Source organism: Pseudomonas sp. S37 (assembly GCF_016658545.1).
Taxonomy (GTDB): Bacteria; Pseudomonadota; Gammaproteobacteria; order Pseudomonadales; family Pseudomonadaceae; genus Aquipseudomonas.
In genome coordinates this window covers 1-21,320 of the sequence record NZ_JACVZC010000018.1, presented here as the reverse complement: position 1 = coordinate 21,320, position 21,320 = coordinate 1, and the positions used below count along the sequence as shown (strand labels likewise).

General features: G+C 60.6%; 25 protein-coding genes and 1 pseudogene. 12 read left to right on the top strand and 14 right to left on the bottom strand.

The annotated features are described in order from the left end of the window. Window positions 1–235: 235 nt before the first annotated feature. Window positions 236–3,838, top strand: coding sequence for a type VI secretion system membrane subunit TssM (gene tssM / locus IAE39_RS09055; RefSeq protein WP_201201428.1), 3,603 nt, complete (start codon window positions 236–238; stop codon window positions 3,836–3,838). Between the two features lie 59 nt (window positions 3,839–3,897). Here tssM and yghU read toward each other — a convergent pair whose 3' ends face one another. Then, entirely contained in the window at window positions 3,898–4,737 is an 840-nt protein-coding gene (yghU, locus tag IAE39_RS09050) for a glutathione-dependent disulfide-bond oxidoreductase (RefSeq protein ID WP_201201420.1), read from the bottom strand. Between the two features lie 201 nt (window positions 4,738–4,938). Between yghU and IAE39_RS09045 the strand changes: the two genes are divergently transcribed. Next, the gene (locus IAE39_RS09045; protein ID WP_201201419.1) at window positions 4,939–5,976 is read left to right on the top strand and encodes an alpha/beta hydrolase family protein; all 1,038 of its coding nucleotides are present in this window, start codon (window positions 4,939–4,941) and stop codon (window positions 5,974–5,976) included. On the opposite strand, the gene IAE39_RS09040 is transcribed toward IAE39_RS09045, so the two are convergent. From IAE39_RS09040 to IAE39_RS29630, 3 genes and pseudogenes are all read right to left on the bottom strand, one after another. Then, window positions 5,947–7,140 carry an MFS transporter gene (locus tag IAE39_RS09040; protein WP_201201418.1) on the bottom strand — a complete coding sequence of 398 codons (1,194 nt, stop codon included), beginning with the start codon at window positions 7,138–7,140 and terminating at the stop codon, window positions 5,947–5,949. The genes IAE39_RS09045 and IAE39_RS09040 overlap by 30 nt on opposite strands. A gap of 265 nt (window positions 7,141–7,405) precedes the next feature. Beyond that, complete coding sequence (locus tag IAE39_RS09035; protein WP_201201417.1) at window positions 7,406–8,992, bottom strand: ABC-F family ATPase; 1,587 nt, start codon at window positions 8,990–8,992, stop codon at window positions 7,406–7,408. Window positions 8,993–9,027: 35 nt separating this feature from the next. Next, window positions 9,028–9,273, bottom strand: a pseudogene (locus IAE39_RS29630) (site-specific integrase); the annotation flags it as partial. Between the two features lie 234 nt (window positions 9,274–9,507). On the opposite strand from IAE39_RS29630, the gene trbK reads away from it, so the two are divergent. Next, the gene (gene trbK / locus IAE39_RS09030; protein WP_201201416.1) at window positions 9,508–9,768 is read left to right on the top strand and encodes an entry exclusion lipoprotein TrbK; all 261 of its coding nucleotides are present in this window, start codon (window positions 9,508–9,510) and stop codon (window positions 9,766–9,768) included. A gap of 410 nt (window positions 9,769–10,178) precedes the next feature. Here the strand turns inward: trbK and IAE39_RS09025 are convergent, their stop codons facing one another. Next, a complete protein-coding gene (locus tag IAE39_RS09025) occupies window positions 10,179–10,499 on the bottom strand; it encodes a hypothetical protein (protein ID WP_201201415.1) in 321 nt (106 codons plus the stop codon). A gap of 446 nt (window positions 10,500–10,945) precedes the next feature. On the opposite strand from IAE39_RS09025, the gene IAE39_RS09020 reads away from it, so the two are divergent. The 4 genes from IAE39_RS09020 to IAE39_RS09005 all read left to right on the top strand — a co-directional run bounded on the left by IAE39_RS09020 (window position 10,946) and on the right by IAE39_RS09005 (window position 12,603). Beyond that, the gene (locus tag IAE39_RS09020; RefSeq protein WP_201201414.1) at window positions 10,946–11,113 is read left to right on the top strand and encodes a hypothetical protein; all 168 of its coding nucleotides are present in this window, start codon (window positions 10,946–10,948) and stop codon (window positions 11,111–11,113) included. 375 nt (window positions 11,114–11,488) lie between these two features. After that, window positions 11,489–11,629: a hypothetical protein gene (locus IAE39_RS09015; protein WP_201201412.1), complete on the top strand. Its 141-nt coding sequence runs from the start codon at window positions 11,489–11,491 to the stop codon at window positions 11,627–11,629. A gap of 143 nt (window positions 11,630–11,772) precedes the next feature. Beyond that, entirely contained in the window at window positions 11,773–12,141 is a 369-nt protein-coding gene (locus tag IAE39_RS09010; RefSeq protein ID WP_201201410.1) for a hypothetical protein, read from the top strand. A 153-nt stretch (window positions 12,142–12,294) separates the two neighbouring features. Next, on the top strand, window positions 12,295–12,603 hold the full coding sequence (locus IAE39_RS09005; protein ID WP_201201502.1) for a hypothetical protein: 309 nt from the start codon (window positions 12,295–12,297) through the stop codon (window positions 12,601–12,603). A gap of 61 nt (window positions 12,604–12,664) precedes the next feature. Here the strand turns inward: IAE39_RS09005 and IAE39_RS09000 are convergent, their stop codons facing one another. From IAE39_RS09000 to IAE39_RS08990, 3 genes are all read right to left on the bottom strand, one after another. Continuing rightward, entirely contained in the window at window positions 12,665–12,883 is a 219-nt protein-coding gene (locus IAE39_RS09000; protein WP_201201408.1) for a hypothetical protein, read from the bottom strand. A gap of 143 nt (window positions 12,884–13,026) precedes the next feature. Further along, the gene (locus IAE39_RS08995) at window positions 13,027–13,218 is read right to left on the bottom strand and encodes a hypothetical protein (RefSeq protein ID WP_201201406.1); all 192 of its coding nucleotides are present in this window, start codon (window positions 13,216–13,218) and stop codon (window positions 13,027–13,029) included. 113 nt (window positions 13,219–13,331) lie between these two features. After that, complete coding sequence (locus IAE39_RS08990; protein ID WP_201201404.1) at window positions 13,332–13,646, bottom strand: hypothetical protein; 315 nt, start codon at window positions 13,644–13,646, stop codon at window positions 13,332–13,334. 261 nt (window positions 13,647–13,907) lie between these two features. On the opposite strand from IAE39_RS08990, the gene IAE39_RS08985 reads away from it, so the two are divergent. Then, window positions 13,908–14,267, top strand: coding sequence for a hypothetical protein (locus tag IAE39_RS08985; RefSeq protein ID WP_201201402.1), 360 nt, complete (start codon window positions 13,908–13,910; stop codon window positions 14,265–14,267). 1 nt (window position 14,268) lies between these two features. Here IAE39_RS08985 and osmE read toward each other — a convergent pair whose 3' ends face one another. Together osmE and IAE39_RS08975 are read right to left on the bottom strand one after the other, a co-directional pair. Further along, window positions 14,269–14,625 carry an osmotically-inducible lipoprotein OsmE gene (gene osmE / locus IAE39_RS08980; RefSeq protein ID WP_201201400.1) on the bottom strand — a complete coding sequence of 119 codons (357 nt, stop codon included), beginning with the start codon at window positions 14,623–14,625 and terminating at the stop codon, window positions 14,269–14,271. A 148-nt stretch (window positions 14,626–14,773) separates the two neighbouring features. Beyond that, window positions 14,774–16,009, bottom strand: coding sequence for an NADH:flavin oxidoreductase/NADH oxidase family protein (locus IAE39_RS08975; RefSeq protein WP_201201398.1), 1,236 nt, complete (start codon window positions 16,007–16,009; stop codon window positions 14,774–14,776). Window positions 16,010–16,121: 112 nt separating this feature from the next. Here IAE39_RS08975 and IAE39_RS08970 point away from each other — a divergent pair, with 112 nt between their 5' ends. The 3 genes from IAE39_RS08970 to IAE39_RS08960 all read left to right on the top strand — a co-directional run bounded on the left by IAE39_RS08970 (window position 16,122) and on the right by IAE39_RS08960 (window position 18,244). After that, window positions 16,122–16,547: a MerR family transcriptional regulator gene (locus tag IAE39_RS08970; RefSeq protein ID WP_201201396.1), complete on the top strand. Its 426-nt coding sequence runs from the start codon at window positions 16,122–16,124 to the stop codon at window positions 16,545–16,547. Between the two features lie 324 nt (window positions 16,548–16,871). Then, on the top strand, window positions 16,872–17,672 hold the full coding sequence (locus IAE39_RS08965) for a lipopolysaccharide biosynthesis protein (RefSeq protein ID WP_201201394.1): 801 nt from the start codon (window positions 16,872–16,874) through the stop codon (window positions 17,670–17,672). A gap of 71 nt (window positions 17,673–17,743) precedes the next feature. After that, window positions 17,744–18,244 carry a methylated-DNA--[protein]-cysteine S-methyltransferase gene (locus IAE39_RS08960; RefSeq protein WP_201201393.1) on the top strand — a complete coding sequence of 167 codons (501 nt, stop codon included), beginning with the start codon at window positions 17,744–17,746 and terminating at the stop codon, window positions 18,242–18,244. A gap of 4 nt (window positions 18,245–18,248) precedes the next feature. Here IAE39_RS08960 and IAE39_RS08955 read toward each other — a convergent pair whose 3' ends face one another. The 3 genes from IAE39_RS08955 to IAE39_RS08945 form a co-directional block, all read right to left on the bottom strand. Further along, window positions 18,249–18,491: a hypothetical protein gene (locus IAE39_RS08955; RefSeq protein WP_201201392.1), complete on the bottom strand. Its 243-nt coding sequence runs from the start codon at window positions 18,489–18,491 to the stop codon at window positions 18,249–18,251. Further along, on the bottom strand, window positions 18,488–19,225 hold the full coding sequence (locus tag IAE39_RS08950; RefSeq protein WP_201201391.1) for a carbon-nitrogen hydrolase family protein: 738 nt from the start codon (window positions 19,223–19,225) through the stop codon (window positions 18,488–18,490). Before IAE39_RS08950 ends, IAE39_RS08955 begins: the two co-directional genes overlap by 4 nt. A 75-nt stretch (window positions 19,226–19,300) precedes the next feature. Then, complete coding sequence (locus IAE39_RS08945; RefSeq protein ID WP_201201390.1) at window positions 19,301–19,816, bottom strand: DUF3016 domain-containing protein; 516 nt, start codon at window positions 19,814–19,816, stop codon at window positions 19,301–19,303. Window positions 19,817–19,891: 75 nt separating this feature from the next. On the opposite strand from IAE39_RS08945, the gene IAE39_RS08940 reads away from it, so the two are divergent. Next, a complete protein-coding gene (locus tag IAE39_RS08940; RefSeq protein WP_201201389.1) occupies window positions 19,892–20,623 on the top strand; it encodes a metallophosphoesterase in 732 nt (243 codons plus the stop codon). Here IAE39_RS08940 and IAE39_RS08935 read toward each other — a convergent pair. Beyond that, the gene (locus IAE39_RS08935; RefSeq protein ID WP_201201388.1) at window positions 20,571–21,185 is read right to left on the bottom strand and encodes a LysE family translocator; all 615 of its coding nucleotides are present in this window, start codon (window positions 21,183–21,185) and stop codon (window positions 20,571–20,573) included. The two genes, IAE39_RS08940 and IAE39_RS08935, sit on opposite strands and share 53 nt — an antisense overlap. Window positions 21,186–21,320: the final 135 nt, after the last annotated feature.

Here is a 21,320-nt window from a genome sequence, read left to right as displayed (position 1 = left end):
TTCTTGTGAAGTGGTGATTGGGTTGTAGTTGCTTTTGACGATGCGCCGCTCATGGCGCTGCGGTCGAGTCTGAAAGTGTAAGATGGTATTTAGTTGTGCAGATTTTCAGTCTGCTCTAGTCTTCGCTCGGAGTGCGTGATCTCAGTGGTCGATTCAACCGGTGTCAGACTTGTTTGTCCCCAGGAGCATGAATACTTTGCGCCATGGCAAGTTATGGCGTTAACAGGATTTTCAAATGGATAGTTACCCCAGATACCTCAGCCCGCGTGGCTTGGCGCAAGCCTTGCGAAGTTGCACCTTCACGGCGCTCACGGCTGGCGTAGCCATTACCTTGCTGCTGGTCGCAATCTGGTGGCTAGGCCCCGCGTGGAGTTGGCGAGGGTATCGCCCTCTGGGTAGCGTCCAGTTGCAAAGCATCGCCAGCCTGTGGCTTGTGCTGTTACCCCTCCTTTGCTGGCTGATAGTGGTACGTTCACGTGTGCAGCGGTTGGTGGTTGAACGCCAGCAGATAGCCGCTGCCAAAGCGGATCCCGGCCTGGGGCCTATCCAGGCGCAAGAGCTTGAAATGAACAGGCAGCTTGCGTATTTCCTTAAGCATGCAAAGGGGCGTCGGCAATCGTATCGGCTACCTTTCTATCTGGTACTGGGGGCCGAGGGAGCAGGCAAGAGCAGCCTGGTCGAGCACTCGGGGCAGCGCTTTTCCCTGACGCATATCGACAAGGCTCAGACGCAAGGTTTGAGAGGCACGCCCTCAGAGAAAGGCGTAAGTTGGTGGATCAGTGACGATGCCGTCATCATTGATCCCCCTGGCGGCTTGCTCACCCAGGAGGGTTGCAAGGCGGACGCTCAAGCGCACTCGATCATGCCGCCGGTTGGAACGCAGGCCAGGTTGTGGTCACACTTGGTTGACTGGCTGGTGCGCAGGCAGGGCACCTGTGCTATTAGTGGCCTGTTGTTGGTAGTCGATATCGCTGAACTGTTACAGGCCACCCCCGAAGAGCGTACGGCGCTTGCCAACGTAATGCGAAACCGAATGGCCGAAGTGCAAAATGCGCTCGGCTCATGCATGCCGCTGTACATTGTCCTAACCAAGCTCGATTTACTGGAGGGCTTTGAATTACTCTTCAGCCGTTTGTCCACAGCTGAACGTACGCAGTTGTTCGGTGGTAACGTAAAGTTGGACGCCCAAGCCGGTCAGGAAGACTGGCCGAGCCAGATGCTTGTGCTGTTGGATCAATTGCTCAAGGCCGTGCAGGAACATGTCGTCGATGCCTTGGGCGCTTCATCAAGTGAAACGCAGTGCAGAGCGCTAGTGTCATTCCAGGCACAGTTGGCAGGTTTACGCACCCTGTTGATGGTATTTCTGCGCAAAGCTCTTGAAAGCAATAGCGACTGTTCGAACCTGCTGGTGCGCGGTATGTACCTGACTTCAGCCATGCAGCGGGGGGCGATCGGTAATGTCTTCATGCGGGAAGCAGCCCTGGCCCATGGCGTGGCCCAGCTTGCGTCGGGACCTGCAAAAAAGTTGCATTCAAACAACGACTATTTTACCCGGCAAGTTTTCCAGCGTGCCCTATACCCGGAAGCTGGACTGATGGGGGACAGTGCACGTTTCGCCAGTCACAAGCGCCGGGCGTTCTGGAGGGGATCTGCCGTTGCTGTGCTTGTCGTTGCGGTCGTTGGTATAAACCTCTACCGCTACTTCGACAGCAACAGGGCCATGGCTGCCGAGGTCCTGCTGAAGAGCCAGGCGTTCCGGTTGTCTGAAGTGGACGAGCACTTAGACCCGACAGCTCGCAATCTGCTGGTGCCGCTCAATCAGCTTCGCGCTGCCGTCGGGCTTTTCGGTGACTATCGTGCGGCGTGGCCAGCCCTAGCGGATGCGGGGCTTTATCAAGGGCGTACTATCGGCCCGCTGGTAGATGAAACGTACCTTGGCTTGCTGTCTCGTCGATTCCTCCCGGCGCTGGCCAGTGGGCTGCTGGATGCGATGGAGGCGGCGCCAGAAGGCAGCGAGCAGCAGATGGCAGCGCTAAGGGTGTATCGAATGGTTGAGAGCCGCCAGCATCGGCGTGCTTCGTGGGTGGAGGCCTGGATGGCGCGTGAGTGGCAGCGCGCATTTCCTGGGGAAGGGCAGGTGCAGCGCGATCTGATGGCTCATCTGCAGTATGCCTTGGCATACGCTGACGCTGAGTTGCGGCAGTTCAGCCCCAGAATCGCCAAGGTCCAGCAGGTGCTGCGCCAAACGCCTTTGCATCAGCGGTTGTATGCGAATCTCAAGCATGAATCGCGGCAGGGCCTGCAAGGCGCGGTGGATTTGCGCCATCGGATCGGGCCAGGCTTTGATCTCATCTATCAACCTGTCCAGCCCGCGCACCTGGACCCGCTTTTTACCGCAGAGGGGCTGAACGCCTATTTCAAACCACGCAGCGAGGCACTCAGCGAGTCGGCCATGATCGACCAGTGGGCACTGGGCGATGGTCAGCAACCGGAATACGCCGAGGCTGAACGTGGCGCATTGTTCAAACAGTTGCAACACCTTTATACCAGCGAATACATCGCCAACTGGCGCGGCGCGTTACTGCAACTGAAAGTGGTCGACTTCCATGACTTGAACCACGGCGTTGCAGTGCTGGAGCAATTTATTGGCCCAGCAGAACCGTTACGCCAGCTGCTGGAGACTGTGCAGGAAAACACAAGCCTTCAACAGTCAGAGGTTCCGGGCACTGGCGACACGTTGGTAGGAAGCGCTATTGACACGCTTCAACACGAGCAAAAGCAGTCTCAAACCGACGCGATAGGGAAAGCTTTTGCCGATATTGACCAGATGCTGAAAGCCAAAGGCGAAGGTGCGAGCGCTTATGTGGAAACGCTTGATGCAATAAGAGCTGTCCATTATTACGCAAAGACCATACAGGCTAGCCCGGACCCAGGCCGCGAAGCGTTGAGAGCAATATTTGATCGGTTGTCGACAAAGGATCAGGACCCCATCGCCCACTTGCAGCGCGTTGCAAGCAACTTACCTGAGCCGGTGCGTCTGCAGGTGGCACAGCTGGCGGAACAGACGGCCCAGGTATTGACGATTGAAGCGTTGTACGAACTGGAGAAACGCTGGTATGCCGATGTCTACCGATTCTTCGAACTGCGTCTGTCCGGGCGTTATCCTTTCACTGTTCGAGCGCCCGACTCGGCGCTGGATGACTTCGAGGCTTTTTTTGGTCCACAAGGAAGGCTGCAGCAGTTTCAGGATAAGTATCTGAACGCGCTCATCAGAGATAATCCCAAGGTACTCTACGCCGAAGGTCGAGGTGGGCTCGTGCAGCCGTGCGTGCTCGAGCAGCTGGAAATAGCCGGGCGCATTCGTGAATCGTTTTTTGACAATAGCGGCAAGCTCAATGTGCAGTTCAACATCGAACCTTTGGGCCTGAGTACTAACCAGCGCACCAGCTTGCTGGAATTGAGCGGGCAGCAGATAAGCTATACCCATGGGCCCAGGCAACGGGTTGTGATCAATTGGCCCAGCCCGCAGCATCCCAGTAGTACGCTTACATTGCTGAGGCTCAATAGCAACAGCAACCACCTTCAGTACCATGGCCCCTGGTCCATGTTCCGCTTGCTCAGCCGCGGAGGTCTAAATGGACGTACCGCAACCGGGGTGGATCTGAGCTTCAGGGCCGGAGATGGCACGATGCGCTACCGGCTAACGTCGGAAAAGGCCTTCAACCCGATAACCCAGCAGCCATTCAAGGGTTTCAGCTTGCCGCGTAGCCTGTTTGCTGACGCCCCTTCGAAAGCGCAGCGGGTAAGCTTGCTTGTGAACAGCAACTCACAGCCTTGAAACCGGCTGCAAACGGGCAACCTCACCAGCTTGGTTACCCATAGAGCGAGTTTTTACTATCAGTCCAGATCCGCCGCCGCATGCCGCTCCGGCACCTGGCTGGTCTCATCCCCCCAGGTACGGTTCACCCTGGTACCCCGCTGCACCGCCGGGCGCAGGGCAATTTCCTCGGCCCAGCGCTGCACATGCGGGTACTCGTCCACCGCCAGGAACTGCGCTGCGCCATACAGGTTGCCGCGCACCAGCTGGCCATACCACGGCCACACGGCGATATCGGCGATGCTGTATTCCTCGCCACCCAGGTAACGGCTTTCGGCCAGGCGGCGTTCAAGCACATCCAGCTGACGCTTGGCTTCCATGGTGAAGCGGTTGATGGCGTACTCGATCTTTTCCGGCGCGTACACATAGAAGTGGCCAAAGCCGCCACCCAGGTAAGGCGCCGCACCCATCTGCCAGAACAGCCAGTTCAGGCTTTCGGTGCGCGCCGACGGCGACTGGGGTAGCAAAGCGCCGAACTTTTCCGCGAGGTACAACAGGATCGAGCCGGACTCGAACACCCGCACCGGCGGCTCGACGCTGCGGTCAAGCAGGGCGGGGATCTTCGAATTGGGGTTGACCTGGACGAAGCCACTGGAAAACTGGTCGCCTTCGCCGATACGAATCAGCCAGGCATCGTATTCGGCACCGACATGGCCCAAGGCAAGCAACTCTTCAAGGGCAATGGTCACCTTGACGCCGTTGGGCGTGGCCAGCGAATACAGTTGCAGCGGGTGCTTGCCCTGCGGCAGGTCCTTGTTGTGGGTCGGGCCGGCAACCGGGCGGTTGATGTTGGCGAACTGGCCGCCGGAGGCTGCGTCGTTGCGCCAGACCTTGGGTGGCACGTAGGCAGGCTTGCTCATGCATGAAACTCCTTCAATGGCGCGAAAACGGTCACGTAAAGACGTTGACCCGCATCTATGCCACGGGTTCGGCGTTACGCGCAAATGCATAGCGCGCACGCACACCGTGCATGACGCGGGTTTCATCCAGTTTTCATCCGGCGCAAGCCGTGCCGGTCCTATGCTGGCATATCGCTTCGCCCCGCAAGGAGCTGCCGGCCGATGATTATCCCTCGTTGCGTGTTGGCGTTGGCCCTGCTCGGCGGCCTGCTGGCCCATGCCGAGGCTGCGCAGTGGGCGGCCGGCTTGCACCACATGACCTTGGCCGACCCGGTCGATAGCCGGCCCATGCAGGCACTGGCCTTTTACCCGGCGCTAGGCCAGGCCCGCAGTACCCGTATCGACGGTTACCCGATCGAGGTAGCCGAGGAAGCCCCCATTGCCACGGGGCGGTTCCCGCTGTTGGTGCTGTCGCATGGCAACACTGGCAGCCCATTGGCCCTGCATTACCTGGCTACCTCGCTGGCGCGTCAAGGGTTCGTGGTGGTGGCGGTGGTGCACCCCGGGGACAACGCCCGCGACCACAGCCGCCTTGGCACCTTGAGCAACCTCTATGGCCGTCCGCTGCAAGTCAGTGCCGCGATCACTGCGGCCCGCGACGACGGCTTGGTGGGGCCTTACCTGAATGACGGCAAAGTGGGTGTGATCGGCTATTCGGCGGGGGGTGAAACCGCGTTGATCCTTTCTGGCGCGCGCCCCGACCTCGACCGCCTGCGCCAGTACTGCCTGGAGCGCCCGAACGACGCCGATGCCTGCAAGACCCACGGCATACTGATTGCCGACCGCAGCGAACTCGCGCCCGAGGCCGACCCGCGCGTGGGTGCCGCCATGCTGATGGCGCCGCTGAGCCTGCTGTTCGGGCGCCATGCCCTGGCCGGGGTGCAGGTGCCAGTACTGATCTACAGCGGCGACAGCGACCAGTTGCTGGCAGTGGACCGCAATGCCGAAGCCCTGGCCCGCAAGCTGCCGGTCACACCGGACTATCGGCTGTTGGCCGGTGCCGGGCACTTCGTGTTCATGGCTCACTGCGATGCCGAGCAGTACGCGCGGATGCCAGCACTGTGCAAGGACGCCGACGGCGTCGACCGCCGGCACATCCACCACTCCTTGCAGCGTGAAACCGCCGCGTTTTTCAGTGAGGTGCTGGGCGCGCCGGAACTGGCTGCAGGTTCAGTTGCGACGGGCGCGTCGCGCCAGTAGCAGCGTCAGGCCAACGCCGGCCAGGGCGAGCAGGGCGGCCACGCAGAAGATCGAGGCATAGCCCAGGTGCACGGCAACAGCCCCCATCACTGGCCCGGCAATGGCCAGTGCCAGATCGAAGAACACCGCATACGCGCCCAACCCTGCACCGCGGCTGCTGCTAGGCACCTGCTTGATCGCCTCGACGCCCAATGCCGGGTACACCAGCGACAACCCGAAACCGGTCAGACCCGCACCCACCAGTGCCCACGGCGGCGAGGGGGCCAGCCACAGCAGGCCCAGGCCGAGCACTTCGGTGGCCATGCAGGCAACCGCCACGTTGTAGCCACCAAAGCGGTTGACCGCATTGACGAACAACAGCCGCGAAATGATGAAGCACACGCCAAAGGCACTCAGGCACCAGGCCGCACCGGCCCAGCCCCGCTCAAGGTAATACAGCGTGACAAAGGTGGTCAGCGTGCCGTAGCCAATCGAGGCCAGGGTCAGGCCCAGGCCGCACGGCGCCACTCGGCCGAACGCAGACCAGAACGGCAGGCGCTCGCCGCGCACCACCACCACATCGGGGCGCTTGCGCAGTACCAGCAGGGCAACGGTTGCCAGCACCAGCAACGCTGGCCCCAGTACGCTGAAGTCCAGCCCGTCCACGGCCAGCACACCCAGTGGCGCGCCGATGGCAATCGCGCCGTATGAGGCGATTCCGTTCCATGAAATTACCCGGGCGGTGTGCTCAGGGCCGACCTGGCTGATACCCCAGCTCAGAGTGGCCACCCCAATCAGCCCTTGGGCGATGCCCAGCAGCAGACGCCCGCCCAGCAACAGTGCCAGGCTGAGCAGCGGCAGGTTCAGGGTCCAGGCCGACAGCAGCGTCAATACCCCGCAGCCGGCAATGCCCAACAGGCCAAAGCGGATGGCCTGCTTGCCACCCAAGGTGTCTGCCACCTTGCCGGCAAACGGTCGGCTGAGCAGCGTGGCCAGGTATTGCAGGCCAATCGTCACCCCGGCGATCACTGCGCCAAAGCCGAGCTGGTCGTGCACATAGCTGGGCAGCACCGCAATCGGCAGGCCGATGCAGAGGAAGGCAATGAAGGTGTAGAAGACGATCGACAGGATCTGCAGGGTAATGTGCAGGGTGTTGCTGGTGGGGGCAGGTTGTTGCGCGGTCATGGGCTCGTTCGCGGGCAGGCGGTTGGGCGTGGTCCCATCATGGCCGTTGCGTGCAGGAAATGAAAGCAGGCTAACGAATTATTCGTCGGGTAGTGCCAGCCTGTGGGATTGGCGGTGGATTCTTCGCGGGTAAACCCGCTCCCACTGGGATCTCCCCATGTCCGAAGGCCCATGGTGATTCCTGTGGGAGCGGGTTTATCGAGGCGTCGAACCGCCGCGAAGAGGCCGGCCCAGCCACCCAAGATGGCCAGGCCTTACCTTTCAATCAGACCAACACACCCTGGCTACGCAGGTAGTCATCGTAAGTACCGCTGAAGTCCACCACACCATCCGGCGACAGCTCGATGATGCGCGTTGCCAGCGACGACACGAACTCGCGGTCGTGGCTGACGAACAGCAGGGTACCCGGGTAGTTTTCCAGCGCCAGGTTCAGCGCTTCGATCGACTCCATGTCCAGGTGGTTGGTCGGTTCGTCCATCACCAGCACGTTCGGCTTCTGCAGGATCAGCTTGCCAAACAGCATGCGGCCTTGCTCACCACCGGAAATCACCTTCACCGACTTGAGGATCTCGTCGTTGGAGAACAGCATGCGCCCCAGGGTGCCGCGGATCACCTGTTCGCCGGAGGTCCACTGGCCCATCCAGTCGAACAGGCTCACGTCGTCTTCGAAGTCGTGGGCGTGGTCCTGGGCGTAGTAGCCCACCTCGGCGCTGTCGGTCCACTTCACCGAGCCGGCATCCGGGGTCATTTCGCCGACCAGGGTGCGCAGCAGGGTGGTCTTGCCGATACCGTTGGGGCCGATGATCGCCACGCGCTCGCCCGCTTCGACGGTAATGTCGAAGTTCTTGAACAGCACCTTGTCGTCGAAGGCTTTAGCCATTTTCTCGACGACCACGGCCTGACGGTGCAGCTTTTTGGTCTGCTCGAAGCGGATGAACGGGCTGACACGGCTGGACGGCTTGACCTCGGCCAGCTGGATCTTGTCGATCTGCTTGGCGCGCGACGTGGCCTGCTTGGCTTTCGAGGCGTTGGCCGAGAAGCGGCTGACAAAGGTCTGCAGCTCGGCGATCTGGGCTTTCTTCTTGGCGTTGTCCGACAGCAGCTGCTCGCGCGACTGGGTGGCGGCCGTCATGTACTCGTCGTAGTTGCCCGGGAACAGGCGCAGTTCGCCGTAGTCCAGGTCAGCCATGTGGGTGCAGACGCTGTTGAGGAAGTGGCGGTCGTGGGAAATGATGATCATGGTGCTGTTGCGCGCCGTGAGGATCGTTTCCAGCCAGCGGATGGTGTTGATGTCCAGGTGGTTGGTCGGTTCGTCGAGCAGCAGCACGTCCGGGTCGGAGAACAGCGCCTGGGCCAGCAGCACACGCAGCTTCCAGCCTGGCGCCACTTCGCTCATCGGGCCGAAGTGCTGTTCCAGCGGAATACCCAGGCCCAGCAGCAGTTCGCCGGCGCGGGACTCGGCGGTGTAGCCGTCCATCTCGGCGAATTCTGTTTCCAGCTCGGCGACGGCCATGCCGTCTTCTTCGGTCATTTCCGGCAGCGAGTAGATACGGTCACGCGCGGCCTTGACCTTCCACAGCTGACCGTGGCCCATGATCACCGTGTCGATCACGGTGAATTCCTCGTAGGCGAACTGGTCCTGGCGCAGCTTGCCCAGGCGGGTGTTCGGCTCGAGCATGACCTGGCCGCCGGACGGCTCAAGGTCACCGCCGAGGATTTTCATGAAGGTCGACTTGCCACAGCCGTTGGCGCCGATCAGGCCGTAGCGGTTGCCGTTGTTGAATTTGACGGAAACGTTTTCGAACAGCGGCTTGGAGCCGAACTGCATGGTGATGTTAGCGGTGGAGATCAAGGAGCTTACCTATCAGTCACTTACAGAGCCGGTTTTCAATCTGGTACCGATTTGATACCAATCTTGAGCTTTTCCAGCTCGCTCCGTCGGAGCTTGAGTTGAGCCAACGGGCATACGTCGACAGCAGCATCTGAACGCTGTGACCCAGCTGTTGGGCGATAAATGCGGGGGTTGAGGCCGTACATTGAGCACATTGTCGCATAGGTGTGACGTCAGTTGTATGGGGGGCGACGCCTGATCCCCAATTCATTCAGCGCTGGTACCCACTGCAAATGCGGATCGAAGAGCCACCATCGTAGGCATCAAGGCAGCGATCATGTCGACAGCTCTTTCGGCATTTGGATGGTGGTGTGTGCTTCTATACGATCAGCGATCACGCTGACGCGTTGCCCTCGACCTCATGGGGAGGCGTTATCGTTGTATAGGGCGACGTTGCCTGATGGCCCGGCGCCACGTTTTGCGGGAGGGGGTTGATCTTTGATATAACGCCGAGCCATTTCACAGGAAGGAACCTCATGAAACGCAGTATTATTGGAGCAATTGTCGTAGCTGTTGCCGCGCTGTCCCTCAGCGGCTGCTTCGAAGCAGAGGCCGAACAGAAACCCAAGAAACAGAAAGAAGTCAGCGATATCGACCCTGCCGCTTACGAGCCGAGCACCTTTCACTGTCAGCCAGAGTACCGGAGAACCCTCCCGGACAACCAGGCCCGTGATGAGCTGATCGAGAAATGCATGTCCGGCGGCTCGTACAAGAAGCCAGAGCCGAAGACCTGGTAAGCACCGCCCAGACGCCGGCTTCACCAGGCGGCGTTTTCGTTTGAGGGGTGGTCGGCGACCTCATGTCGGTCAATGGTGGCAATGTGATGTCGCTTCGATGCCGGTGACCTGAAGTCTGCAGGCCTGTGTTGAACTTTCGATCTACCTGATGGCTCTGATCGACTCCCGCGAAGCACAGGGCTAAGCGGCCTCTCAGAGATCGGGTCATGTTTTCGGATGAGTTCTACGTCGCATACGTGGTAGCTGAGGTTGTTCTGGTTGTCGTTGCCTTTGCCATCGGCGTTCATCTGACAGAGCGGTAGCAATTTTCGCGGTGCTGGCTGGCAGCACCGGAGGGGCAGGCTGCAGTACCCTGATGATGATCCGCTTATGATTACAGAGGACGGAGGTGGCCGCCCTCTGCCATGGTTCTAGACCTTGTACTGAATGGTGTAGGACGCATCGGTCCTCGGTTCTATGGTGATAGGAATACCGAAAAGCTTCCCTCGACAATCACTGACGACACAGCGATGTATCGTTCCCTGCCGCAGCTGGGCCCACAGGCCTTCGTCATGTATCGCGATACGCAACACACGGTTGTTCGGATCGTCTCTGACCTGAGCCTCTTGGTAGTCCAGGTCGCACCCGAATTCAGCATTGGTAAGCTCTGGATCGTAGCCGATCAGCACGCCGTGCCTTTTCAGGTCGTCTCTAATACGCTCAATCACGTCGTCCGCTTCTTGTTTTAGCATGATCGCCATCTCGCGGTGTTTGTATTCATCAAAATACTAGCTGACCTTGATGATTGCGTTGTGCATCGACGTAAAACGCCCGGCAGGCGGTCATTGTTTCGCAGCGGTGGTATCCTGCACGCCTTACCAGACAAGGAAAGCGGTAATGGGATTGCGGGAAAGGCATAGGGCATTACAGGAGTGGTTAACGCCAAGGCGCCGACGCCGCACGGGGCTGACGCTGATCGTCGCCTGGATCACTGCGACGTTAATCTGGCCAGGCACCAACTGGACCTGGATAGGTGGGCCTGGCGTGTACATGCTCTTCAGCGCTTGGCCGCCCGAGCTTCACGACAAGCGTTGACGCGCTGGCAGCCGGATTTCGTAAATATGATGTCCCCAAAGCCCGACGCGCTGTCGGGTTTTTTTATTATCGTTTGGCAGAGCCATTATTCACGATGTACCGATTGTTGCGACTCACCAAAAAGAAACGCTCCAGAATTTTACGGAAATGGTTTGTCTATTTCGCTATTGCCGGGGTTGCGGGCAACTCCAACCGGCTGCTTGAACAGGTGTCTTTTGGCAAGCCCTGGCATTTGATCAAGGGTGTGGCGGCTTACCTTCTGGCTTCCTGATGCTCGTTTGATCGCCTGGCGTTTCCTGGCACCCACATGCTGGAACGGTAATTGCTGTGGTCCTGAGACATTGACCATGCGGAGTACGCAGAAATGACTCAGGATGACCGCTACTACATGATTTTCAGCGTGGTTGCCGTACTGGCACTGGATTTGGCCGCCACCTTGGTGTTCCTCAACTTCATCGGCTGACCCCGACTCTGGGGCTAACCATCCTCGGTATCGGGCCATTTGCCAGAAAGCCCTTAAGCCCCGCAAGCTGGCAAATGAAATCTTGCATGGAAGATGACCAGCGGCCTTCTATACCAGGAACGCCTTGACCCTGTGCGGTCCAACGTAAGCATGGCCTGGCTTCGCCCGGCCGGAGGTACGCACATGAAACGCAAGACTGCATGGGTTTTGGTGTTGTCCGGGTTGTTGTTGCTCAGCGGCTGCTGGCCTTACTGGCACGACGGCAGGCATCACCGGCATTACTATGACGGTGACCGTGGCGGGCAGGAATACCGCCGTTATTGATTCACGGCCACGCTAAAGGGCATATAGCAAACTAAGCTAATGCCTGGTTGTCATTGGGCAGTAACATAGGCCCATGAAAACTAAAAAGGGCAGGTTACCTGGCTACTTTCCCTGTTTTCGAGGGGGCCGCAGGAGCGTGTCGCGTGAAGAGCTCAAGATCGCTAGCAGGCGCAATACTGGTGTCGGGGTTTGCCACTGTGTTCCTGGCGGGCTGTGCACATGACCCTGATGTGCGTGACAGCCATGACTATACCTCTGGCACTACGGCCAAAAGCCCACCCGCCTATCTGGGGTGTGTCAAAGGTGAACTACAGGGCAATGTTAAAACCTACGAAGTTGAGGGTGATAACTCGATCAAGCTGTTCATCGAAAGTACCGACCCCGACAAGGCAGAAGGGCTTGTCGAATTTCGGGGTACGGGCACGCAACATCAGTTTACTGCCTATCAACGTGATGCCTGGTATGATCATGGCAGGCTGCTGGATGCCGCACTGATGTGTTCAAAAGCATAATTGTCTAACCCTGGAACACTAAAAGCCCGCCGTCGAGAGCGGGCTTTTTGTTCGGGTTGCGAAACCGAATTTTGCATTTGCTGGCTTCGCCCGCAATAATCCGCGCATTTGGATGGAGAACAGCGGGTGGAAGCAAGAAGCGTTGTCGCCGAAATGTTCATCGGGATCCCGACGCATTTCTGGGTGTTGCCGGTTGCCGGGCTGGTGGCGTATTACGGCCTGAAGTGGTCTGCCAGGTCCAGTCACCGCGCAACGTTGCTGCATGCCTCGACGTACCTGTTGCTGCTGGCATTGGCTGTGCTGCCCAATGGCATTTATGCCGTGTTCCCGCCGGCGCCCGATCCGGACGTATTACTGAATCACGCGCCGCTGCCCAACTATGCCGGGCGCTTCTATCTGGATGCGTTTTACGTGTTCAGTGGCTGGGCGCTGAGTAAAGTGGTGAAGCTCAAGTTCCGCTGAACCGGCACGCAGCAACGGTAACTGCTCTGACCTTATGTTTGGGTGCAGCGGTTGCCGTCAATCAGCGAGCGCCTTCGCTATCGTCGATTCGCGCAGCGACAATACGCAACTCGTCCGCTACCCCATCGATGGATTTGATGTGCGCCGCCACATCGATATCGCCCTGCGAGCTGCCGCGCGCTTCCATGAACCTGGCGTGGCCGCTCATGGCCTGGCTGAGCTGATCCAGGTGGTCGGCCGTTCTGACCAGGTCTGACTTGATGGTGTGGAGCGTTTCCATGGTGATGGGGCCTTCCTTGTCTGTTGCTGCTGCGAGCTTCTGAGCATCGCTGCTGAGACGGCTGGAGCGCAACAGGTTTGTGAAGGGGGCATTTTCGTCCAGGCTCCGAAGAGCCTGGGTAATCACCGTTGAGGGCGCAGATCTCAGTCTTTCTCGTGCACCTGCAGTACGGAACCCTTGTCATCCGTTACCAGCAACTTGCTACCGTCTGCTTGATGTTCGGCCAGCGCCACATCGGCGGTGCGGCAGATGCTTGTGCTCTTTTCCGGGTCAATGAGAGTGACGGGCTTACCGTTCTGATAGAAGATCCGCGTATTGCCAGCTTTCTGTTGCATACTGTGTAACCCCTTGATGAGTGGTGGTGTAAGGCCTTTGGCATTTACACTTTCCCAGCCTCCAGGCGTGCGGGCTACTGGCAGAAATATCAGGTGCGCCTCTTCAATGCCGCTCAGGCCTCATCCAGCAAGCGTTCGGGGTTGAAAAAGAACGAAGCCACCAACACTGCCGTGATCACGCCGCATGCATCGGCAATGAACAACAGCAACGCGCTGGTATCACCAGGCGCCAGGTGGTTGCCCAAGGCGAAGTCCACGCCATGTGGCAACGCGGCGATCAACAGCAGCGCGGCGGCCAGCAGGCCAGAAAGCAGCTTCATGTAGGCCCTGCCGAATGCCAGGCTAAAGGCCCAGAACACGAAAATGCAGAGCACGGCCAGGCCGGTTGCGGTTGCATATTGGGCGAGTAGTTCCAACCACCAGAGCATAGGATTCTCCTGAGCGAAGCGTGCACTGATCGATGTAAGTGAGTGGGGCAAGCCGCCTGTTGTTGCGGCCTGTTGCTCATCAGAAGCAGGGCAGATTGCATTCGTTCCCTGAGTGCTGACAAATAATTACCGTTGCACTGCAGTAGTAAATCTGACAGCTTGTCATTTTGTTGTCGTAGGTATGTTGGCAGTGTGTCAATCGCGCCAGGCACTTGCATCAAGACCTTGGTTGATTAGTCACTCGGAATGGGCTTCGCTAGAATGCAGCGTATCCTTACTGGCCAATTGCAAATGCCTACTTTTCGTATCTTGATCGTTTCTGCCTTAGTCGCCAGCCTTGCCGGTTGCGCAACCCCCGGCAACCCCACAGCCAGCAAACTGACCCAAAAAACGCCGCAGGAGTACGCGGCCTGCGTTCTGCCCAAATGGCAGGCGGTGGCACCACAGGCTACGCAAAAATCGATTGCTCACGGTTACCGGTTGACAGCATCCAGTGCCGTGGCCAGTGATGATGTGCTGGACGTGGTCGACTCTCGCGAGGGCAGCCGCGCAACGTTCTACAAGGGCAGCTTTCTGTCTGGCGACAAATTGCGCCAGGCTGCCAAGGAATGCCTGGACTGAATCAGTAGCCCGAGCCGCTTGAACCACCCATGCTAGGCAGGCGCGCCTTGTGCTGGGCATTGCTCCATTCGGCGCAGGTCATGAAGGCCGTCTTGTCCACCTTGCCGTTGCCGTCGAAGCTGACGCTGTAGGGTTGCCGGTTGCCAGCCTTGTTCAGCATGTAGTCGTAGCAACTGCCGGGTACAACGGTGCGGTCGGACTCGGCATCTGGCTTACCGGCAATTTGCATGACCTGGTCCTGGCTCATGCCGTTCACGACCTTGGCCACCAGCGGTTGGTCCTGGTATTGCGCGGTATTCGTTGAGCAGGCAGAAAGCGCTGCGAGGATGAACAGCAGTGCGTGAAGGGGTTTGTTCATGGCAGTGCTCCGATAGAGGACGCCGATGAAGGCAGGTGCATGTGCAATGCCCGGCTCCCTGTAGGAGCGGCTTTAGCCGCGAACACCGGCGCAGCCGGTGCCATCCACCGCGCCGCCAAGCCCACACCCACAGTGATCGAACAGTCTTTCAACCCGCCCGGCGTTTCATCATACGCCTGTACTGCCTCACCCGCAGTAACGTGCAGCCTTGCTCCAGCACCAAGGCGCGCAACGGCGACGCATGCGCCTTGGGCCGGTTGCCCGCCGCCAGCCGACGCATCTGCAACTTGACCAGCGCCATGTAGGCCAGCGCGGCAAACGCCTTGCGCTTCCAGCGTATCGGTTGCAGCTCGGCTGTGGCGGCCGCTTCGCCGTTGTGCCAGCGTCGGGGCAGGGCAGGCTCGACAGCCAGTGCCGTGGCGATCCCGGCCATGGCCACGCCACTGGCGAGTACCTGCTCGACCACGGGCAGGCGGCGAATGCCGCCGGTGACCATCACCGGCATCTTCGCGATGGCCGCAATGTCCTGGGCAAACTCCAGGAAGTAGGCCTCACGGGCAAGGGTACGGCCATCGCGGGCATCGCCCTGCATGGCCGGCGCCTCATAGCTGCCACCCGACAGTTCCACCAGGTCTACTGGCAACTCGTTCAGCCACAGCACCACCTGGCGGGCCTGCTCAGGCTCGAAGCCGCCGCGCTGGAAGTCCGCCGAGTTCAGTTTCACTGCCACGGCAAAACCTGGCGAAACCACCTCGCGTACGGCCTTGACCACCTCCAGTAACAGCCGGGCGCGGTTTGCCAGGCTGCCACCCCAGCGGTCCTGGCGCTGATTGCTCAACGGCGACAGGAACTGGCTCAGCAGATAGCCATGGGCGGCATGGATCTGCACGCCACTGAAGCCTGCTTCTTCGGCGAGTGCTGCCGTACGCGCGAAGCGCTGGATCAGGGCCGTGATCTCGGCTTCGTCCAGCGCCTTGGGCAGCGCAAACAGCCTGGACAAACCGCCCATGTCCAGGGCGACGGCCGAAGGTGCGACGGTGGGCTGGCCCAGGTTGGCCTGCATCTGCCGCCCAGGGTGGTTGATCTGCATCCAGAACTGCGCGCCGTGGGCACGGCCGGCACGTGCCCAGTCGCGAAAGCGTTGCAGCGGCTGGCTGGCGTCGAGCATCACGCCGCCCGGGCCGGTCATGGCACTGGGGTCGATCATCACGTTGCCGGTCAACAACAGGCCGGCGCCACCCTCGGCCCAGGCCTGGTACAGGCGCAGCAACTGGTCGGACGGGGTCTGGTCCGGGTTGGCCAGGTTCTCTTCCATCGCCGCCTTGGCGATGCGGTTGGGAATGACACTGCCATTGGGCAGGGTCAAGGGCTGAAACGGCGTCATGGCGATCTCCGAATAAGGGCTACCACGCATCGGTTGCTGCACGCGTGGGCTAGGTTCGCGAGAAGGCTAAGGTTAAAGTCAACTTGAAGGTCAATAGGGGAATGCAACCGGAATGAAAATTGGTGAACTGGCACGACGTACAGGGCTCAGCGCATCGCGAATCCGCTTTTATGAAGCCAGCGGGCTGATTGCTGCCCGACGCCTGGGTAATGGTTACCGGGATTACCCGGAGCAGGTGGTGCGGGCACTGGAGATCATTACCTGTGGCCAGCAGGCGGGCTTCAGCCTGGAAGAAATGCGCAAGCTTACGGGCGCGTCCGGGGCAACGAAGGGAGGGCACGGTTTGTTGCTGGCGAGCCTGAAGCGCAAGGTGGCGGAGATTGAGGCGATGCAGCAGCGGCTGGTACAGAACCGCGCGCAGTTGCTGGCGGTGATTGCCGGTATTGAAGACAAGCCGCAGGGGATGGATTGCGCGGAGAACGCGCAGCGGTTGGTTGCCGGTTGGCAGGAGGGCGAGGTCGACGCCACGACGACTTGACGTTGAAAGTGAACCATTGCGTGCCTACGGGGCTGGGGAGGATCCTTGACCGCCAGCACCCGTCCGTCGCCTCGGTGGCGCAGATCGGTCTCCCGGCCCAAAAGTGGGGGAACAACCTCTGGCCCTGCTGGTCTGCTGTGATGGCGTGCAGTTGGATAAACCGGTATCTGGGCGCTGATGGGCTGCGCAGCAGCCCTGATAACCCGCCAGATAAAGGACTGGCGATTGACTAAAGTTCAGATAAGTAAAGTTAGGTAAAAGCGGCCGCGAGGTATACACGGATCAGTATTGTGGCTTGAACTGTCCAGTCCAAAGAAGCCATTGATGAACACACTTTCGTCGCAGCCGAGTGCTGAACGCGGGGCGTTCTCCAGTTTCGAGGCGTGTCGCAACACCCAGCAGGGCCCGGTAGTGATTCTTGCCTCCGGCGCCTCTGCCAGGCATTTCCCGTTGGCAGAGTTTGCCCATCTGCCCGTCATCGCCATGAACGGCTCGGTCGCCATGACTGCCGAACACGGCATCAAACCGTTTTTCTACGTGTGTACCGACAAGAGCTTCCGCCAGCAACAGCCGGGCTTTTTCGCCACCGCCGTGCGCGACAGCGAACGCCTGGCATTGTGGCCCGAGCAGTATGCTGGTGCCGATGTGCCGGCCGGTACCGAGCGGTATGCCTTGCACAAGGCCGACACACCGAACCTGCTCGACGGTTTGCGCGGCCATGGTGAAAGTTGCGTGTGCAACCGCGCGTTGTGGAGCAAGCGCAGCCGCTCGATTGCCTTCAGCAAAGACCTGGCCCATGGCTTTTTCGATGCCCGCACGGTCGCGTATGTGGCGCTGCAGCTGGCCTATCACCTAGGTTTCGAAGAAGTGCTGCTGGTAGGGGTAGACCTCGACCAGAGTGTCGGGCGGTTCTATGAAAATGGCCAAGGCCAGTGTTCGCCGTGCGGGCTCGACCAGCACTGGGACAGCCGTATACTGCCATCGCTGACGCTGATGGCACGCGAAGTGGTCAATGAGCACTTCCATGTCTACAACCTGTCGGCGACCTCGCGCATCCCGATCGAGCTGATACCCAAGGTCAACCTCAGCCAGGCACGACGCATTGCTGGCTGCGCAATTAACTGAGCAAGAAAGCGGATGCAGGCAAGACTGTGGATGCGTACAGTGGCTTTATCGCCAACTGCAGGAGCCCGCTGATGTCCAGCGCATTCACTTTCATGCAATCGCCCGTCGGCACGCTGACCCTGGTGGCCCGTGGCGATTGCCTGGCCGCCGTACTGTGGGAAGAGGAGCGGGAGAACCGTGTACGCCTGGGCGCGCTGCACCGCGACGACCAGTGCCCGGTATTGCTGGAAACCGCTCGGCAACTGGGTGAGTACTTCGCCGGCAAGCGCCAGCGTTTCGAGCTGGCGCTGGACTTTTCCGGTACCGGGTTCCAGCGCCAGGTGTGGGCCGCGCTGTTGGCGATACCGTTTGGCGAAACCCGCAGTTACGGCGACATCGCCCGGCAGATCGGCAACCCCAGTGCCGTGCGTGCGGTGGGCGCCGCCAATGGCCGCAACCCGATCTCGATCATTGCCCCATGCCACCGGGTCATCGGCGCTTCGGGCAACCTGACCGGGTTTGCCGGGGGGCTGGCGGCCAAGCAGTACCTGCTGGCGCTGGAAGGCCGGCAGAGCCTGGCGCTGGACTTGTAAGGCGTCAGCCGAACCAGCTGACGACCAGGCAAACCACAATGGCCAACACCGAGCCGGCCATCAGGGTGTAGTGCCGCTGAGCCCGCCGTGCAAGGTGTGTGACCTCGCGCAGGTACTCGCCGGGCGTCGGCGCATCGGGTCGATGACGCAGGCCTTCGGCCACATCCGCCAACTGGCCACGGATGAGCAGGCCGACCACGTAGTAGGTGCAGGCATAACTGAGCAGTGCCAGGACCAGATAAGTCATGCCGTGGCCAGGGGGAAGGCCTTGGCACTGGCATTGCCAGTGTCCAGCAGGATCAGCCCCTCGCTGTGGTCATCCAGGCTGGCCAGCAAGCGGCCCTGGCTGTCCCAGGCAGCAGAGCCACCAGCGCCGATGAACGTGTCTGCCGGCCCCACACAGTTGGCCATCAGTACCGGCATGCCCAGCTCGCGCGCTACCTCGGGGTAGTGCGTGTAGCCCTCATGAATGCCTTTGGCGGTTTTCGCCACGCTGACCAGGTACAGGTCGGCGCCATGCTCCCGGGCTGCAGCGGCATGTGCCATGAACATCGACTCGTAGCAGATGGCGGGTGCTATACGGTGTTCGCCCAACGGCAAAAGCAAGGCCTGGTCACCGGAGGTGAACCATGGCAGCTCATCTTCGTGCAGGCGCCGCTTGGCATAGGCCTGGCGCGGTGCCCCAGGGCTGAAAATCGGCATGCCGATGCGTATGCCATCTGGCGTTGGCAGTGGCAGGCCTGCGGCCACGGTGATACCCAGCCGGTCACAGGCGGCCTGCAGCGGGTCAAGCCGTGTGGAGGTGACGGGCAGGGCGGCCTGGCGTGCCACGCTGGGCTCATAACCGGTCAGCGACAGTTCGGGGAACACCACCAGTTCGGCGCCCAAGGCTGCTGCCTGTTCGATAAACGCCAGGTGGCGCTGCAGGTTGCCTGGCACATCGCCCTTGAGCGACGCCAGTTGTACGGCGCAAAGCTTCATGTGAACCATTCCCTGGTACAGGTTGAAGGGCCGAGCATACTATCGGCACCAACACCCGTACCAGTGAAGGTTTTTTCAGGACGCCGGGTGGGCGGCGAAGCGCTGGCGGAACCAGTCGTCGAGCATGGCTTTTTCCGCATACAGGCGGTCACTGCTGCTGGCGACCCGGCCCGGGCGGCTCAGGTACATCTTGTCGCTGACCCGTTCCTGCGCCTGCTGCTCGGGCTTGCCGGGCTGGCTGAGGGTATAGCTGAGGTCAATCGTTGGCCAGGTAATCTCACGCATGAAGCGTACATCGTAGGCCTGGCTGTGCCACGGCTCGAAGCGCCCGGCCAGGTCGATGTCGCGAATCACGATGAGCAGTTGCTCGTCGGCTGGCAGGTAGCGCTGGCCGAGCTTCTGCAGGTACTGGGTGAGGGTTTTCATCACATAGGCGTCGGCGCCACGTTCATAACCGTGGCTGTCGAGGCTGGCATCGCGGAATTTTTCCGGGTGGTCGAAACGCACCTCGACCTGCGCGGGTGGGGTAGCTTGTGCCATGCTGTCCAGTGACAGCGCCATGAGCACGGCACACACGAGGGCGGTACGCATGATGCACCTCCGGGGCGGATTGCGTGTGCTTTCATTTTACCCCTGGCAAGGCGCTACCAGCAGAGGAAGATTGTAATGGGACGGTTTCGGCGTCTGATGGCCAACCTGCGGGGGCGGGACTTGGCCGTGGGCGATATCCATGGGCACTTCCAGCGCCTGCAGCAATGCCTGGATGCGGTGGGGTTCGATCCGGCCGTGGACCGGCTGTTCAGCGTGGGTGACCTGGTCGACCGTGGGCCGGACAGCGAAGCGGCGCTGCAATGGCTGGCGCAGCCCTGGTTCCATGCCGTGCAAGGTAATCATGAAGCGCTGGCAATTACCCGTGTACGTGGCGGGCGGCTTGATCTGGACATGTACCGCGCCGCCGGGGGCAGCTGGTTTCTCGACCTGCCACGGGACGAGCAATTGCGTTATGTGGAGCGCTTCGAGCAGTTGCCGATTGCAATAGAGGTTGAAAGTGCAGCAGGGCTGGTTGGCCTGCTGCATGCCGACAGCCCGTTTGCCGATTGGGCGGTATTGCGCGACTGGCTTGAGTTGGAGCTGGACCACGACCCCAAGGTACGGGAAGTGTGCCAGTGGTCGCGGCGGAGGCTGAAAGTGGGCGATACCGAGCCGGTGCAAGGCTTGCGTGCCTTGCTGGTCGGCCACACGCCCGTGCTGGAGGCCAAGCTGCTGGGCAATGTCTGGCACCTGGACACCGGGGGCTGGGCCAGCGGCCACTTTACCTTGATGGACATGCGCAGCCTGAAGCTGCTCAGCCCCGGGCCAGGTGAAGCAGCAATGCCGCCGCCAGCAGCACCAGCATGAGCCCGGAGGCCCGTTCCAGCCATGGCAGGCTGCGGGCGAAACGTCGCAATACCTGTTGGTTGCCGATGGCCATGGCCACCAGCAGGTCCCAAAGCAGCACGGCACTGAACATCCACAGCGCGTAGGTGGCTTTCCAGCCGATGCTGGCACTGGCGACCATGCTGGCCAGGCTGGCGTAGAACAGCGCGTTCTTGGGGTTGAGGATGCCGGACAGGAAACCCATGGCCAAACCTCTCCACCATCCGTCTACGGCCTGCTCGCCAGCGACGGCTCCCAAGCGGGTCTGCCCGGCGTGGCGCAGGAACAGCGTGCCGATGTACAGCAGGTAGCCGGCACCGGCCAGTTGCAGGCCGGTGAACAGCGGGCTGCCTTCCTGCAGAACCGACAGCCCGGTGAAGGCCATGGCAATGAACGCGCCATTGGCCAGCGCAATGCCCAGGCACGCGCCGCTGGCGATGCGCCAGCCGCTGTTGACCGAGGTGCGCGCGACCAGGAAGAAGTCCGGGCCGGGCGAGAGCAGGGCAAGAAAGTGGGCGAGGGCGATGATCAGGAACTGTTGCATGGTGCGGGCGGCTCTGCGGGGAAAACCGCAGTCTGCTGGCGGGCCGGTTGGGCGTATTGAACAATATTGCAAATGCCAGAAGCTGACGCGGTCCCTTGTAGGAGCGGCCTTGCGTCGCGATGGGCTGCGAAGCAG